The following is a 15,959-nucleotide window of genomic DNA, read 5'->3' as shown; positions in this document are numbered from 1 at the left end:
CCGTGTCATCACGACGGAGAATCACCGCACTCGTCATCACCTTGGCGGCGGTTGCGCTTGTGACCCTGCCCTGGGCGCTGTTCACCTCGCGGGCCGATCTCACCTTCGGTCCGCACGAGGCGCAGTACCGGATCACCGCGGACTCCCGGCTCACCGTCGACTTCGGCCCCCTGGGCAGACTGCTCGTCCCCACCGAGGATGTCATCCCACTCGGACTGGGACTGCACGTCGACATCGGAGAGATCCCCGTGTCCGGTGATTCCGGTGACGACGAGCGACCTGCGGCCGATCCCGCAGAGGTGGCAGACCCCGGCGGGGGAACCGTCGACGCCCTCGGCGGTGACATCGCCTCCTATGCTTCGCTGTTCTCGGCCCCGCAAGCGCAGATCGACCAGGTCATCGACGGACTCAGCCAGGAGATCCTCACCCGATGGGCGCTGGCCGTGTGCATCATCACCGGGGGACTCGTCGGCCTGGCCCTCTTCCTCCGGCCCGCCCGGGCGGACACCATCATCCGCGCCTTCGTCGGCAAGGAACTCCTCGGCATCGGACTGGTGCTCGTCCTCGTCCTCACCGGACTGGGCGCGGTGGTTCTCAACCGCCCGAAGCCGATCGCGGCCGATCCGGCGTTCGAGGGCACGCCACTGGCCGGATCCCAGGTCACGGGCCGCCTCGGCGGAATCATCGACACCGCGTTCGGCGCTGTGCAGGACTTCGCCGACGACAATGACGCCTTCTACGACGAGGTACTCGAAGCCCTGCGGGTGCAATGGAACGACCGCCCGATCACCGGGAACTGGACCGATCGGGGACTCGTCCCGCCTGCCGGAGTCGGTGCACCCGCAGCCGACAGCGGTGAGGACGAAGGGCAGAAGGGTGTGTCCACGTTCGTATACGGCTCCGACATCCACTGCAATATCGGAATGGCCCGCGTCGTCGGTGCAGTGGCGGAGATGAGCCGGGCCGATGCCTATATCGACGGCGGAGACATCTCCATGACGGGCACCTCGGCCGAGAACTACTGCCTCGACGTCGTCGATGACGAACTGCCGGAGAAGCTGCCGCGCATGATCGTCAAAGGCAACCACGATTCCATGGAAACGACGCGGCACGCGAGGACCCGCGGGTGGAACGTGCTCGAGGACTCCACCGCGGAGATGGCCGGGGTGACCTTCTTCGGTGCCGCCGACCCGCGCCGGACCGTTTTCGGGTCCGGTCCGCAGCTGGAGACGGACCTCACCGCCGACCAGTACGCACAACGCCTGCGCGACGAAGCCTGCCGGGCCGATTTCGACATCACGCTCATCCACGATCCCGCCGTCGGCGGACCGAGCCTGCGCTCGGGCTGCGCCGACTACGCTCTCAGCGGACACTGGCACCGACGGGTCGGACCGGAGAACTTCGGTTCGGGAACCCGCTACGTCAGCTCGACGACCGGGGGTGCGCTGGCGAATGCACTGACGCCGGGACCGCTGAAGATGAACGCGGAACTGAGCATCATCCGCGTCGACAATGAGACGAAGCGCCCCATCGACGTGCAGATCATCACCGTCACACCCGACAAAAAAGTGCAGATCGCCCCGTGGGTGCGATTCCCCGAACCCAGGCCCCTCGTGGGCCAACCGCCTGCCGACGAACCGGTGGGTGAGTGAGCGTCGCCACGTTCGAGACATTGCTTCGACACTCGGTTCGACGAATAACGGTCGAGCACGGTATGCTCGTTTCTCGTGGTCGGACACCACAGGGATCGACACGATCGCTCAAGTCCGATCAGAGGGGTGTGGCGCAATTGGTAGCGCAACGGTCTCCAAAACCGTAGGTTGCAGGTTCGAGTCCTGTCACCCCTGCGCAGTTGACTCTGCCGAAGTCTCATCGGCCAGGCGCCGTCCTCGACCGGCACGAACAATTGTGAAGCCAAACGAAACCGACCGAGTGAGGATGTGTGAGCGACACACCGGCAAAGCAGACTGGCAGCGCACCCAACAGTGCCTCCGGTCCAAAGAAGCTCGGATTCTTCGGACGAATCCTGCAGTTCTTCCGCGAAGTGGTGGCAGAGCTCAAGAAGGTCGTCACTCCGACCCGGAAGCAGCTGCTCAACTACACGCTCGTCGTGCTGGGCTTCATCCTGTTCATGATGCTTCTCGTCACGGGACTCGACCTGGTCTTCGGCAAGCTCGTCGGCTGGGTGTTCGGCGGAACTCCGCTGTGGCCCCTGTGGTGATACGGCCTCAGCCGTGAACCACCCCAAGCTCAAACTTCACTCCCTACCGGGAATCACAAAACGCGAAGCGAGGAATTGATCGGTGTCGGAAACCAACTCACCTGAGCAGGAGACCCCTGAGACCCAGGACGTCACTCCCGAGGAGTCGGGTGCCGCTGTGGTGCCCGAAACCGAAGAGACGGCCAACGGCGCCGAGGCGACCGCCCCCGTCGAATCCGCTGACGCTGACTCCGCAGACGCTGCTGACTCCGCTGAGGTTGCCGGCTCCGCTGACGCGGCCGACGGCGAGCAGGACGATGCCGCCGAAGACGTCGCCGCTGCCGACGAGGTCGACCCGGCCGAAGAATTCAAGGCCGAACTGCGCATGCAGGAGGGTGACTGGTACGTCATCCACTCCTACGCAGGCTACGAGAACCGTGTGAAGCAGAACCTCGAGAACCGCACCGTCAGCCTCAACCTCGAAGAGTTCATCTTCGAGTCGCAGGTGCCGATGGAAGACGTCGTCGAGATCAAGAACGGACAGCGCAAGCAGGTCCGTCGTGTGCGCATCCCCGGCTACGTGCTCGTGCGCATGGAACTGACCGACGAGTCGTGGGGCGCCGTCCGCCACACTCCGGGGGTCACCGGATTCGTGGGCAACGCCTACGATCCGACCCCGCTGTCGATCGACGAGGTCTTCTCGATGCTCGCCCCGATCTTCGAAGAGCGCCAGGCCGAAGCCGCCGCTGCCGAAGGCCCCGCCGCCGAGGCCGCTGCGAAGTCCGCGCCCATCACCGAGGTGGAGTTCGAGGTCGGCGAATCCGTGCTCGTCAAGGAGGGCTCCTTCGAGGGCCACCCCGCTACGATCCAGGAGATCCGTCCAGAATCGCAGAAGCTCACCGTGCTCCTGTCGATCTTCGAACGCGATGTTCCCGTCGAGCTCGGCTTCGACCAGGTCTCGAAGCTCTGATAGCCGTATCGTTCCACTGATCGCCTGGGTGCGATCGTGACCGAAGGGGCCCGGAATTCTCCGGGCCCCTTCGGCGTTCCTGCGATCCCCGGCTCGGCCGCCTCGGCGAAGGGATTGTGTCGTTGGGGAAGGTATTGTCTCGATCAAGGCTGAGCGCAGTTGTCGAACCGTCTACGGGGCGATATCCGGGCCCGCGCTTGAACGACGTCGCCGAGGCGGGCGCGCCGAGGTGGTCACATCAGCCGGCGACGCTGCCCCGCCTCGGCGAGAGGACGATGGGGTGATGCCCCTCACGAGCATTTGCCCGCGGGCGGGCGCGCATGGAATACTGGTGTGGTTTGATTGCGGCCCTTATCGGAAGGCCGCTGTCGAACGATGTGCTGTATATGTCTGGCACATCGAAACCTCAAGATTAAGGACCGTACATGCCTCCCAAGAAAAAGGTAGCCGGCCTCGTCAAGCTCCAGATTCAGGCAGGTGCCGCTAACCCGGCTCCTCCGATCGGTCCGGCGCTTGCCCAGCACGGCGTCAACATCATGGAATTCTGCAAGGCCTACAACGCCGCCACAGAATCCCAGCGCGGAAACATCGTTCCCGTCGAGATCACCGTGTACGAAGATCGTTCGTTCGACTTCGTGCTCAAGACCCCGCCGGCAGCCGAGCTGATCAAGAAGGCCGCCGGAGTGAAGTCGGGTTCGGCTACTCCGCACACCGTCAAGGTTGCTCACCTGAGCGCCGACCAGGTGCGCGAGATCGCCACCACGAAGATGCCCGACCTGAACGCCAACACCCTGGATCAGGCCGACCGCATCGTCGCCGGAACCGCGCGTTCCATGGGCATCACCACCGACATCGAGGTCTGAGACCTCACCCCACACAGTGGCAGGGCCCACGCAGCCCACACCACGACTGCAAGGAGTAAAGCAGATGGCAAAGCGTTCGAAGGCCTATCAGGCCGCGGCTGAGAAGATCGCCGCAGATGTGAACTACGAACCGGCTCAGGCGATCGCCCTGGCCAAAGAGACCAACGTGGCGAAGTACGACGCCACGGTCGAGGTCGCTCTCCGCCTGGGTGTTGACCCCCGCAAGGCGGACCAGATGGTGCGCGGCACCGTCAACCTTCCGCATGGTACCGGTAAGACCGCTCGGGTCCTGGTGTTCGCTGCCGGCGACCGTGCAGAAGCTGCCCGTGAAGCAGGTGCTGACTACGTCGGCTCCGATGACCTGCTGGAGAAGGTGGCCGGAGGGTTCACCGACTTCGATGCCGCTGTTGCGACCCCCGACATGATGGGCAAGGTCGGCCGTCTCGGTAAGGTGCTGGGTCCCCGCGGCCTGATGCCGAACCCGAAGACCGGCACCGTGACCATGGATGTCGCCAAGGCCGTCAACGACATCAAGGGCGGAAAGATCGAATTCCGCGTCGACAAGCACTCGAACCTGCACTTCATCATCGGAAAGGTCTCCTTCTCCGAGGAAGCTCTGCGGGAGAACTTCGATGCTGCGATCGAAGAGATCCTGCGTCTGAAGCCGTCCTCCTCGAAGGGCCGCTACATCAGCAAGGCCACGATCACGACCTCGAACGGCCCTGCCGTTCCGGTCGACCACTCGGGTCTGCGCATCTGATCTCATCGATGCTCTGACAGAGGGCGGGAAGCGATTCGTTCGCTTCCCGCCCTCTGCTTTCCCAATTGCTACCTGACGGCGGCTCAGCAACCTCGCGCGAGGTTGCTGAGCCGCCGTCAGGTAGTTCGGGGAGTGGACGGGCTCTTGTCCACGGACGGGTTCACGATTAGATTATGAGCAGTTGAAACACTCTTCCGACACCCGCCGATGGAGGTGGACCGTCCGCCATGGATTCGACGCTGCTGCTCGAAGACACCTATCAGAGCGCCGTTCGACGCGCACATGAGCGTCTGGCAGGACCGTCGGAGACGAGCCTCCACCTGCCGTCGTCAGGGCCCGGGGTGCGCGCCTCGGTGCTGGAATCCTGGGACCGGTCCCTGACCCGGCTGCGCGACCCCGACAGCGTGCAGGTCCAGGTCGCATTCGAAACCGATCGTCTCGCCGAGGTGCGCCGGCGACATCCCTTCCACGCGATCATGCCGCTGCTGCGGTCCCATCTCATCGAACCCGCCAAAGACGCCGGACTGCTGGCCGCCCTCGGCGACGAACAGGGGCGACTGCTGTGGGTTGAGGGGGAGCGGGGCGTGCGCAACCGCGCCGAAGCCATGGGATTCGTCTCCGGTTCGGACTGGTCCGAGGAGGTCATGGGCACCTCCGCCCCGGCCCTGGCACTGCGATCGGGCCGGCCCGTGCAGGTCAGCCGCGCCGAGCATTTCGCCCCCGACGTCCATTCGTGGAGCTGCAGCGCCGTCCCCGTCACCCACCCGCTGACCGGGCAGGTCATCGGCATCATCGATGTCACCGGGGGAGACGACGCCGTGTCCTCCATCGTGCTGCCGCTGCTGTCGTCGACGGCGAAGGCCGCCGGGGCTCAGCTGTCCCAGCTCTTCACGCCGCAGCAGATGCACACCGGCACCGAGGCGGCCGGGACCAGACTGACAGTGCTCGGTCCCAGCCCCGCTTTGGAGAGCCCCGATGGAACGCGGATTCCCCTGAGCCGTCGGCACGCCGAGATCCTGTTGCTGCTGCACAGGCATCCCGACGGCATCAGCGGTGCCGGACTGGTGGAGCGGCTGTGGTCGGTCGGCGGCAGCGAAGTCACGGTCCGGGCGGAGATCAATCGTCTGCGCAGAACGATCGGCAGCGTCGGCGATCTGCGCATCGACGCCCGCCCCTATCGGTTGCGCGGGGACGTCGATTCGGATCTGGAGCTCACCGTGCAGGCTCTGGCCAGCGGTGACATGGATTCGGCCCTCGAGCAGTTCAGGGGGACCGTCCTGCCGGATTCCGAAGCGCCGGGAGTCCGCGAGATTGCGGCGGAGGTCGATGCGCTTATGCGCGAGACCCTGCTCCAGGACGGAACCTGGCAGCAGCTGTGGCGGTTCGCGAACCTGCCGGACTCCCGCGACGACGTCGAAGTCCTCATGACAGTGCTGCGTCTGGCACCGCCCGAGGCCGCCGAACGCAACGCCGCGGTCGTGCGCCTGGAGGCGCTGGGCCTCTGAACTCGGCGAACCGATTGCGGTTCGGTGTGCGGGACGGGGCGGCCGCCTCGGCGATGTGATGCAACCCATATGCAACGTTGCGCTCGGTAGCGTCGTGGTCACACGGAGACAATCCGGTGGAATCAGACGCATCAAAGGAGTTGCAATGACTGTCTACGCACAGCCTGGTCAGGACGGGTCGCTCGTCACCTTCAAGTCCCGGTATGAGAACTTCATCGGCGGTCAGTGGGTGCCGCCGGTCAAGGGCAATTATTTCGAAAACCCCAGCCCCGTCACCGGCAAGACCTTCACCGAGGTCCCGGCCAGCACCGCTGAGGACATCGAACTCGCTCTCGACGCCGCGCACAAGGCGGCTCCGGCCTGGGGCAAGACCTCGGTCGCCGAACGGGCCAACATCCTCAATCGGATCGCCGACCGCATCGAGGAGAACCTCGAGATGATTGCCGTCGCCGAGACTTGGGACAACGGCAAGGCGATCCGCGAGCCCCTCAACGCCGACCTGCCGCTGGCGGTCGATCATTTCCGCTACTTCGCCGGAGCGATCAGGGCACAGGAGGGCGGACTCTCGCAGATCGACGATGACACCGTGGCGTATCACTTCCACGAGCCGCTCGGTGTGGTCGGCCAGATCATTCCCTGGAACTTCCCGATCCTTATGGGCGTGTGGAAGATCGCACCGGCGCTGGCCGCGGGCAACGCGATCGTGCTCAAGCCCGCCGAGCAGACTCCTGCCTCGATCCTCGTCCTCGTCGAGCTCATCGCCGACCTGCTGCCCGAGGGCGTGCTCAACGTCGTCAACGGCTTCGGTCTGGAGGCCGGCAAGCCGCTGGCGTCGAACAAGCGGATCTCGAAGATCGCGTTCACCGGTGAGACCACAACCGGTCGTCTGATCATGCAGTACGCCTCGCAGAACATCATTCCGGTGACTCTGGAGCTCGGCGGAAAGTCGCCGAACATCTTCTTCGAGGATGTGCTGGCCAAGGACGATTCGTATGCGGACAAGGCCCAGGAGGGCTTCACGATGTTCGCGCTCAACCAGGGCGAGGTCTGCACCTGCCCGTCGCGTGCGCTCATCCAGGAATCGATCGCCGATCCCTTCCTCGAGAAGGTCGTGGCCAGGACGAAGAAGATCGTCCAGGGCAATCCGCTCGACACGGACACGATGATGGGCGCCCAGGCCTCGAACGACCAGTTCGAGAAGATCATGTCCTACCTCGACATCGGCCGTCAGGAAGGCGCCGAGGTGCTCACCGGCGGCGGCAAGGCCGAACTCGACGGGGATCTGGCCGGCGGCTTCTACGTGCAGCCGACGATCTTCAAGGGCACGAACAAGATGCGCATCTTCCAGGAGGAGATCTTCGGGCCCGTCGTCTCGGTCGCGACATTCTCCGACTACGCCGACGCCATGGCCACGGCCAATGACACGCTCTACGGCCTCGGCGCCGGTGTCTGGTCGCGCGACGGCAACACCGCCTACCGGGCCGGACGTGAGATCCAGGCCGGGCGCGTGTGGGTGAACAACTACCACGCCTACCCGGCTCATGCGGCCTTCGGCGGGTACAAGGCTTCGGGCATCGGTCGCGAGAACCACAAGATGATGCTCGATCACTACCAGCAGACGAAGAACCTGCTCGTCAGCTACTCGGAGAACGCCCAAGGCTTCTTCTGATCCCTATTGCTACCTGACGGCGGCGCAGCAACCTCGCGCCAGGTATCTGGGCCGCCGTCGGGTAGTTCCACCACAAGTTCAAACCCCGCATCGCCTCATCAACCATCATCACAAAGGAGCGAATGATGTCCGCAATGAAAGCTGCAGTGGTCGAGGGCTTCGGCCAGGAACTCGTCGTCGGTGACAACGCCATTCCCGAACCCGGCCCGGGTCAGGCCCTCGTCAGACTCGTCGCCTCCGGCGTCTGCCACACCGATCTCCACGCCGCACACGGTGACTGGCCGGTCAAACCGAAGGTGCCGCTCATCCCGGGACACGAAGGAGTCGGCATCGTCGAAAAGGTCGGCGAAGGCGTCACCGATGTCGAGGTCGGACAGATGGTCGGCAACGCCTGGTTGTGGACCGCATGCGGAACCTGTGAGCACTGCCGTCAGGGATGGGAGACTCTCTGCGAATCCCAGGTCAATGGCGGCTACGGCGTCGACGGCTCCTTCGGCGAGTACATGCTCGTCGACACGAAGTTCGCCGCCATCATCCCCGACGGCGCCGATCCCTATGAGATCGCCCCGGTCCTGTGCGCCGGAGTCACCGTGTACAAGGGACTCAAACGCACCGAGGTGCAGCCGGGCCAATGGGTCGTCATCTCCGGTATCGGCGGGCTCGGACACATCGCCGTCCAGTACGCCGTGGCCATGGGAATGCGCGTCGTCGCCGTCGATGTCGCCGACGACAAGCTGGCGCTGGCGAAGAAGCACGGTGCCGAAATCACCGTCAACGCCTTCGCCGAAGATCCGGCTGAGATCATCCAGGACAAGATCGGCGGCTCACACGGAGTCCTCGTCACAGCCGTCCACCCGGCGGCGTTCGGCCAGGCGATCGGAATGACCCGCCGAGGCGGCACCATCGTCTTCAACGGACTGCCGCCCGGCGATTTCCCGGCTCCGATCTTCGACATCGTGCTCAAGGGCCTGACGATCCGCGGTTCGATCGTCGGCACTCGGCAGGACATGGTCGAGGCGCTGGAATTCTATGCCGCCGGCAAGATCCACCCGACGTTCACGAAGCGACCTCTCGAGGACATCAACGCGATCTTCGACGAGATGGAACACGGCAAGATCGACGGCCGCGTCGTCATCGAATACTGACGAACCTGTCCACCCGCGCTCCCGAACTACCTGACGGCGGCGCAGCAACCTCGCGCCAGGTTGCTGAGCCGCCGTCAGGTAGTGTGGGAGGGGTCTCGGCGGGCGGATTGGACTTGCCGGGACAGACTTCGTTAAACTTGAAACACCCAAGACCGTCGGTCTCTGCGGAATTATCGGAATTCGCCATCGAATCCCGGTGGCCGCAGACGAAGACTCCTAGAGAGTGACCCACGCAGGTGAGCTCGAAATCCTTCCGTCGGATTCCCTTTGGAATCGGCGGCCAAGCGTTTCACGCCTATCTGCGTGGAGCGCTTTTTCTGTTGTCGGGACAGACCGGACGACTTATGAAAGGAACACCATGGCGAGGCCAGACAAGGCAGCCGCAGTCGAGGAGATCAAACAGCAGTTTGAGAACTCCGACGCTGTGTTGCTGACCGAGTACCGCGGTCTCACCGTCGCGCAGATGAAAGAACTGCGCGTCTCTCTCGGTGAGAACGTCAGCTACGCCGTGGTAAAGAACACGCTGACCAAGATTGCAGCCAAGGAAGCCGGAGTCACCGGTCTCGATGAGCACCTCAATGGGCCCACCGCGATCGCGTTCGTCAACGGCGAACCACCTGAGGCTGCCAAGGCTCTGCGTAACTTTGCCAAGGCGAACGACAAGCTCGTGGTGAAGGGCGGCTACTTCGATGGAGCCGCGCTCAGCCCCGAACAGGTCAACCAGCTCGCCGACCTCGAATCCCGCGAAGTGCTGCTTGCAAAGGCAGCCGGTGCCATGAAGGCAAGCCTCCACCAGGCGGCTTACCTCTTCACCGCTCCGCTGGTCAAGGCCGTGCGCACTGTCGATGCCCTCCGCGAGAAGCAGGACGACGCTCCTGCCTCCGACGCCTGAGCATCACCACAAACCGAACCGGTCGCTGATCGTGACCAAAACAGGAAGGACTAGCCACCATGGCTAAGCTCACCACCGACGAGCTCCTCGAGGCTTTCAAGGAGCTCACCCTCATCGAACTGTCCGAGTTCGTCAAGAAGTTCGAAGAAGAGTTCGACGTCGAGGCTGCCGCTCCGGCCGCCGTCGCCGCTGCTCCTGCCGCTGGCGGAGCCGGCGAAGCCGCTGCTGAAGAGCAGACCGAATTCGACGTCATCCTCGAATCGGCCGGCGAGAAGAAGGTTCCCGTCATCAAGGAAGTCCGTGGACTCACCTCCCTCGGACTCAAGGAAGCCAAGGACCTCGTCGACGGAGCTCCCAAGGCCGTCCTCGAAGGCGCTTCGAAGGAAGACGCCGAGAAGGCCAAGGAGACCCTCGAGGCTGCCGGCGCCACCGTCACCCTCAAGTGATCTTCTGCGCAGCAGACTGACTGCTGCATAGGCTTCGAACCCCCACGGTCCGCCGTGGGGGTTCTTTGCATCCCCACCAGGTTTTGCCCACCCCCACCGAGGATGCCCACTCCCACCGGGATGCCCTCCTTCGCCGAGGATGTGCGCCGGTCCTGTACCGATGTGACCGATTCGGAACACCGATCGACAAGGGCCGGGCAGAAGCTGAATTATCCTTGACTGGTGACTGAGACGACGAGCTACGCCCGCGCACAGCAGCAGCTGCGCGATCGCATCCGCGGAACCTGGGCGCAGCATCCCCTCTACATCGACGAGATCATCAGGCCCGGACTGACCGAGAATCAGATCAAGGCCATTCGGCAAGCCTCACAGCAGACCGAGGACACCGGCCTCACCCACTACCTCGCGATCGTCCCCGGACTCCTGACCATGGGCTACGGCGATTGGGCGAAGTTCACCTCCGACTTCGCCTTTGAGATGCACCAGGAATCGGGGGAGAAGCAGACCCTCGTCCTCTTCAGCGAAGGCGAGACCTCCGCCCGCTCGTTCGCCTACCTCGTCACCGACAACGGACCCGTCGTCCCCACGGGCGCCCCGGAACTCATGAAGTCCAGCAGCGACGACTTCATCCCCGTCGAACTCGCCGTGCCCTACTATCTGCAGGTCCTCGTCGCCGCCGCCAAGGGCACCGAGCCTCCCCAGGCACCGGATTTCGACACCCGCGACGTCGGCGACCGCAATGAGGACTACATCGAACGCTTCGGCCTCGACAACTCCGACCCGGACACGCTCGTCTTCGGCGCCACGGCCGTCGCAGCCCTCGGCGCGACCCTGTGGCTGCTTGGTCGCCGGCATCGCTATTCCTGGCGGTCGGAGCTGACCACGAAACCCGAACTGGTCACGTCGCACAAACTGAAGAAGGCAGTCACCGAGGCGGCCGCCCCGATCCCCGAACCCGACCATCCCGATGACGACACGTGGGCCCTGCATGACCGAGGCAGACGAATCCAGGATGCGCTGGCGGCTCTGACCGCGGCCCACCCGGATTGGGCAGAATCGGTCGACTTCGCCCACCGCAACGGCGTGTTCGTCCTCGTCGCCCTCGACCGTTGGCTGCGCCGACAGCTGCGCAGGCGCTCCAGCCGAGTCGAAGACGAACCGCGCTTCTGCTTCCTCTTCCCGCATCATCGCAAGGACATTGAGGACCATGTGCTCAAACAGTCGGGCCGCAGCCTCACCGTAGGGCTGTGCGCCGACTGTCGTCAGGAGCTGGCGACCGGCCACGACCCGGAACGACTGATGGTGCCTAAACGTCCCGGCTCCACCCGTGCCGTCCCGTACTTCCGGCGCGATGACGCCTACGCGCTCTCCGGTTTCGGCAGCTTCCAACCTCTCGACGAGGCGGTGCTGGATGAAATGAGCCCTCAGCGCTCCGCCGCTGTCGGAAGGAGCCGATGATGGCCGCCGGAAGCGTGCGTTCGAAGACCCCACTCGACTGGCTCATCGCCGTCGTCGCGGTCGCTGCGGTGTCGATCGGCGCCACTCTGCTGAGCACACATCTGTTCGATCAGGCGAAGGCCGAGAGGATCACCGCAGCCGACAGTGACGCGATCGTCGTCGACTCGATCTACGACGACCGCATCGAAGGCGCCCATGACCCGAACTACGCAACAGACCGCTACCAGGCGATCGCGAGGTCCTTCGCAGCAGATCCCGTCTACTTCGACGGCTACCCGGAGTTCGAGATCGACGAGGGCGATGTCGACTCCATCCGCGCGGAGATCGCCGAGGCCGACAGCCCGATCTATGTGGCGTTCCTCAACGTCTCGGATCTCGACGACGCCGATGGAGACCTCGATCTGTTGGCGGCTCGGATCGTCACCGAGATGGATGACCCCGAGGCTGCAGTGCTCACGGTCGATGCCACCGGGCGCATGGGACTGGCGGAGAAGGGCCTCCTCCGACCTTCGCTGCTGACTCTGTCGGGGGACTTCGACGACAGCGACTCCGATGCCGCGCTCGCGGGAGTGCGTAAGATCAGTGCTGCCGAGACCGCAGACGTCGAATCGCGCTACTCGCACCGTCATGATGACGACGGGAACCCGGAGGTGACCTCCGAGGACACGACGAAGGACCCGCACACGCTGTCGTACAGCACCGGCGGCGCTGTGGCCGGAGCCGTCTTCGGCATCCTCGTCGGCGCGGGAATCGGCGTCGGAACATACTTCATCCGCCGCGCACTGAAGAAACGGACAGCGAAGCAGTGACCCAACAGGCCCAGACGATCGCCGAGGCGCTCAACACCGATCCCGTCTACGTGACGAATGCCGCGAAGGGGGAGATCAACGACACACTGCTGCAGAAGGCGGAGACGAAGATCGACAGCCTCGACTTCGATGTCTACGTCATCATCACCGGAGGCGAGGGTGCCGATAGGGATCTGCTCGAGCAAGTCAAGGTCTTCAACGGCGATGAGGGTGCGTTCATCATGATCGATACGAACACCGACCTCGCCGTCGACTACACCTTCGAGGACCAGCACGATCTGCAGATGCAGGTGATGGAGCAGATGTCCGTCGGGCGCGAACAATGGAGCCACAGCACTCCATCGCAGACGAAGCTGAACATGCTCCTCGACCTCTACGCCGATCCGCAAGAGGCACCCGAGTACGAAACCGGACAGGAGGCCTCGGGCAGCGAGGTGCAGACGGTCGACGGTTCGAACTCGACTGCCACTCTGTTCCTCGGGGGAGCGGTTCTGGTGCTGGCGCTGGTCATCGCCGTCGTCTGGTTCGCCAGGTCACGGCGAGAGCGGGCGAAAGCCGCCCGCACCCGCCGCCGCTTCGAATTGCCGGCACGACTGCTCGACCGAGTCGATGACCTGCAGCGGAAGACGCTGCGAGAAGGACTGAACGAGGACACGACAGAGCTGGCCGACGAGATCACGCAGCTGCAGACACAGGACCTCAGCACCGCAGATGCCGAAGGGGTGGAAAGAGCACTCGACGCCTATCAGATGGCCAGAGGCATCGTCGACGACACCGAAGCCGAACGCATCGACCTCGCCGGGGCCATGGTGCTGCTGCGTCAGGCCGGACGCGAGATCGCCGAGGTGAAGCTGCACAGATCGACCAAGCGCGGGGCGAGGACCAGAAAGACCGGTTCTGCCCGCGCCTCCGGCTCGACGAAATCAGCAAAGTCGCGGGGACTCCCGCAGAGTCTGTGCACGGTCAACCCCCTCCACGGAGAGGCACGATCGAATCAGTTGGTGAGCACCGAGCGCAAGGGACACTTGGCGGGAAAGAGCGTTCGCGTCCCCGTCTGCGGCAGCTGCCTGTCCGATCTGCACTCCGGCCGCGAACTGCAGTGGATCTTCGACGGCGACCGACCCTACGTCGAGGGCCGCAGCGTCTGGGCGCAGACGCTGTTCGGAGCGATCGGCGGCGATCTCGTCACCGCCCTGCACCGGCAGGGCTCCTAGGGAACCGCCCGGCTGAGTCCACTCAGCCAGTGCACGTCCGAACGTTGCTCGGGTGGGTTCGGAATCAGACCAGGCGGTGCTCCCGGGGAATCGTCCGATCATGATCACCCGGCATGGAGCGGGCGGGCAGAGCCACCTCGGCGTCTCCCTGATCGATCCTCATCCCCTCGATATCGGCGAGCTGACGGGAAATGAAACCACGGTCGACCGGGACCCCGTGACCGGGAACGAAGGTCTTCGCCTCAGGAAACGACAGCAGGGTGTGCAGGCTCGATGCCCATTCGCTCAAGGACGCATCGGCCCCGGCCTGAGGGGCATCCGCCTCTTCGACGAGATCGCCGGTGAAGACGATGCCGAGCTCGGGCAGTCGGACGACGAGGTCGGCCGTCGAATGTCCTCCGAGCACATGGAACTCGACCGGACAGTCACCGAGGTCGAGGTGCCACACATCACCCGGTGTCGGATCGACGGGTGAGACGTCGACGATGAGCTCACCGGGATCTGCGGGAAGGCTCGACAGATATTCATCCGGGAAGTCACCGCCCGCGACTCCGTCGAGGGCGATCCAGGCCGTGGCCTCCTGATCGGCTGCGAACGATGACGATGCGTACACGGCGGTGACCCCGGCGGAGACGGCTGCGGCGGCACCGAAGAAGTGATCCCAATGATCATGGGTGATCGCGAGCTCGATCGCGCGCGGATGGCTGCCTCCGATCTCCCCGCCGAGGCGGACCGCCCGCTCCACCAGATCTGCGGCGGCCGCGGGGCCGGGGCCCGCGTCGACGAGCAGAGAGCGATCGGTGCCGACGATGATTCCGCAGTTGACAGCGGCCGGATCGAAGCTGAGGATGCTCACTCGTGTCATGGTCGCAGTCTAGAATGTCTCCCACCGGCTGTCAGCGCGACGATGCGCGAAGGAGACATTGCAATGCGAGGCGGCCATCAGGGACGACAGAGGCCACAGATGGAGATCACCCGGTTCAGGTCCGGACACGGCGACCCGGCGGCAGTCGAGGCATTGCTACCCGAGCTGCTGGCTTTCGACACCGTCATCAATCGGGCATCCGGGCTGGGGGAGGACTTCGACCCGATTCCCGAGGATGTGCGACACGCGCTGACCAGCAGGAGCGAGTACCGGACCACGCTCACATGGATCGGTCGCAGCGACGGAGACATCGTCGCCAGGGGCACCGCAGACCTGCGTCTGACGAGCAACACCGACACCGCGGAGCTCTGGTGCGCGGTCCGACCCGATCTGCGCCGACGAGGACTGGGCGCGGCCCTGCTCGATCGGATGGAGTCCGACCTGGCGGCAGACGGACGGACCGCGCTGTCGACCTATTGTGAGATCCCGGAGTCTGTCAGAACTGCCGACCTGCGCGGGGCCCATCTTGCCGCCGAGACCGGTGCCGGGACGCTGCCGGTCGCTCTGCCGGAGGTGTCGTTCCTCCGCGCCCGCGGATACGGGCTCGCTCAGATCGAACGGTGCTCGGTCGCTCCGACCGCCACTGCGGCCGAGCTCGACCTCGGTGACATGGCCGACGACTACGTCATCGAGACGTGGCGAGGCCCGGTCCCGGAACAGCGGCTCGAGCACATCGCACTGTGCAAGCGTCGGCTGAGCACCGACGTGCCGGGAGCGGCGAAATTCGGGGGAGAGGAGACCTGGGACGGTGAGCGGGTGAGGGCCCTCGATGCAGAGAAGAACGCGAAGGGCGAATCCATGGCCACGGCGCTCGCCCTTCTCGGCGGGGAGCCGGCGGGGTATACGCAGGTCGGATACGCGGCTGGCAGGCCGACCGTGGGCTGGCAGGGAGGAACCCTCGTGCTGAACGAGCATCGCGGCCACCGCCTCGGCGCTCGGCTCAAGATCGCCAATCATCGCAGCCTCGCTGAGCATTCGGCTGTCGACCGGGTGTACACATGGAATGCGGTGGAGAATTCGTGGATGCTGGCGATCAACGATCAGGCGGGATTCGCCACGTGGGCATGGGTGGGGATGTGGACGAAGAATCTGCACTGAAACCG

General features: G+C 64.6%; 15 protein-coding genes and 1 tRNA gene. 15 read left to right on the top strand and 1 reads right to left on the bottom strand.

Annotated features, from left to right (window positions below; all coding sequences use genetic code 11):
• The first annotated feature begins 2 nt into the window (after positions 1–2).
• From SB749_RS12170 to SB749_RS12105, 14 genes are all read left to right on the top strand, one after another.
• Positions 3–1,652, top strand: a complete 1,650-nt coding sequence (locus SB749_RS12170) for a metallophosphoesterase family protein (RefSeq protein ID WP_410710554.1) — start codon at positions 3–5, stop codon at positions 1,650–1,652.
• A gap of 122 nt (positions 1,653–1,774) precedes the next feature.
• Positions 1,775–1,847 (top strand) — tRNA-Trp (locus SB749_RS12165).
• Positions 1,848–1,942: 95 nt separating this feature from the next.
• Positions 1,943–2,221: a preprotein translocase subunit SecE gene (gene secE / locus SB749_RS12160; protein ID WP_101547325.1), complete on the top strand. Its 279-nt coding sequence runs from the start codon at positions 1,943–1,945 to the stop codon at positions 2,219–2,221.
• A gap of 82 nt (positions 2,222–2,303) precedes the next feature.
• Positions 2,304–3,170: a transcription termination/antitermination protein NusG gene (gene nusG / locus SB749_RS12155; protein ID WP_410710553.1), complete on the top strand. Its 867-nt coding sequence runs from the start codon at positions 2,304–2,306 to the stop codon at positions 3,168–3,170.
• A gap of 425 nt (positions 3,171–3,595) precedes the next feature.
• Positions 3,596–4,033, top strand: coding sequence for a 50S ribosomal protein L11 (gene rplK, locus SB749_RS12150; protein ID WP_025776636.1), 438 nt, complete (start codon positions 3,596–3,598; stop codon positions 4,031–4,033).
• Between the two features lie 64 nt (positions 4,034–4,097).
• A complete protein-coding gene (gene rplA / locus SB749_RS12145; protein WP_410710552.1) occupies positions 4,098–4,793 on the top strand; it encodes a 50S ribosomal protein L1 in 696 nt (231 codons plus the stop codon).
• Between the two features lie 227 nt (positions 4,794–5,020).
• Positions 5,021–6,298: a GAF domain-containing protein gene (locus SB749_RS12140; RefSeq protein WP_410710551.1), complete on the top strand. Its 1,278-nt coding sequence runs from the start codon at positions 5,021–5,023 to the stop codon at positions 6,296–6,298.
• 145 nt (positions 6,299–6,443) lie between these two features.
• Positions 6,444–7,967 carry an aldehyde dehydrogenase family protein gene (locus SB749_RS12135; protein WP_410710550.1) on the top strand — a complete coding sequence of 508 codons (1,524 nt, stop codon included), beginning with the start codon at positions 6,444–6,446 and terminating at the stop codon, positions 7,965–7,967.
• Between the two features lie 125 nt (positions 7,968–8,092).
• Positions 8,093–9,112, top strand: a complete 1,020-nt coding sequence (gene adhP, locus SB749_RS12130) for an alcohol dehydrogenase AdhP (RefSeq protein WP_410710549.1) — start codon at positions 8,093–8,095, stop codon at positions 9,110–9,112.
• Positions 9,113–9,470: 358 nt separating this feature from the next.
• Entirely contained in the window at positions 9,471–10,004 is a 534-nt protein-coding gene (gene rplJ / locus SB749_RS12125; protein WP_062244493.1) for a 50S ribosomal protein L10, read from the top strand.
• A 59-nt stretch (positions 10,005–10,063) separates the two neighbouring features.
• On the top strand, positions 10,064–10,450 hold the full coding sequence (rplL, locus tag SB749_RS12120) for a 50S ribosomal protein L7/L12 (RefSeq protein WP_101546927.1): 387 nt from the start codon (positions 10,064–10,066) through the stop codon (positions 10,448–10,450).
• Between the two features lie 222 nt (positions 10,451–10,672).
• On the top strand, positions 10,673–11,908 hold the full coding sequence (locus SB749_RS12115) for a hypothetical protein (RefSeq protein WP_410710548.1): 1,236 nt from the start codon (positions 10,673–10,675) through the stop codon (positions 11,906–11,908).
• Positions 11,908–12,717 (top strand): hypothetical protein, encoded by an 810-nt coding sequence (locus tag SB749_RS12110; RefSeq protein ID WP_410710547.1) that lies wholly within the window; start codon positions 11,908–11,910, stop codon positions 12,715–12,717. Before SB749_RS12115 ends, SB749_RS12110 begins: the two co-directional genes overlap by 1 nt.
• Positions 12,714–13,931 carry a hypothetical protein gene (locus tag SB749_RS12105; RefSeq protein ID WP_410710546.1) on the top strand — a complete coding sequence of 406 codons (1,218 nt, stop codon included), beginning with the start codon at positions 12,714–12,716 and terminating at the stop codon, positions 13,929–13,931. Before SB749_RS12110 ends, SB749_RS12105 begins: the two co-directional genes overlap by 4 nt.
• A 64-nt stretch (positions 13,932–13,995) precedes the next feature.
• Here the strand turns inward: SB749_RS12105 and SB749_RS12100 are convergent, their stop codons facing one another.
• The gene (locus SB749_RS12100) at positions 13,996–14,796 is read right to left on the bottom strand and encodes an MBL fold metallo-hydrolase (RefSeq protein WP_410710545.1); all 801 of its coding nucleotides are present in this window, start codon (positions 14,794–14,796) and stop codon (positions 13,996–13,998) included.
• A 63-nt stretch (positions 14,797–14,859) separates the two neighbouring features.
• Between SB749_RS12100 and SB749_RS12095 the strand changes: the two genes are divergently transcribed.
• The gene (locus tag SB749_RS12095) at positions 14,860–15,954 is read left to right on the top strand and encodes a GNAT family N-acetyltransferase (RefSeq protein WP_410710544.1); all 1,095 of its coding nucleotides are present in this window, start codon (positions 14,860–14,862) and stop codon (positions 15,952–15,954) included.
• Positions 15,955–15,959: the final 5 nt, after the last annotated feature.

The sequence above is a fragment of the Brevibacterium sp. SIMBA_078 genome (assembly GCF_046534565.1).
In the GTDB taxonomy this organism is placed as follows: domain Bacteria; phylum Actinomycetota; class Actinomycetes; order Actinomycetales; family Brevibacteriaceae; genus Brevibacterium.
The sequence above is the reverse complement of the archived record's forward strand: the minus strand, read 5'-3'. Positions and strand labels throughout refer to the sequence as shown.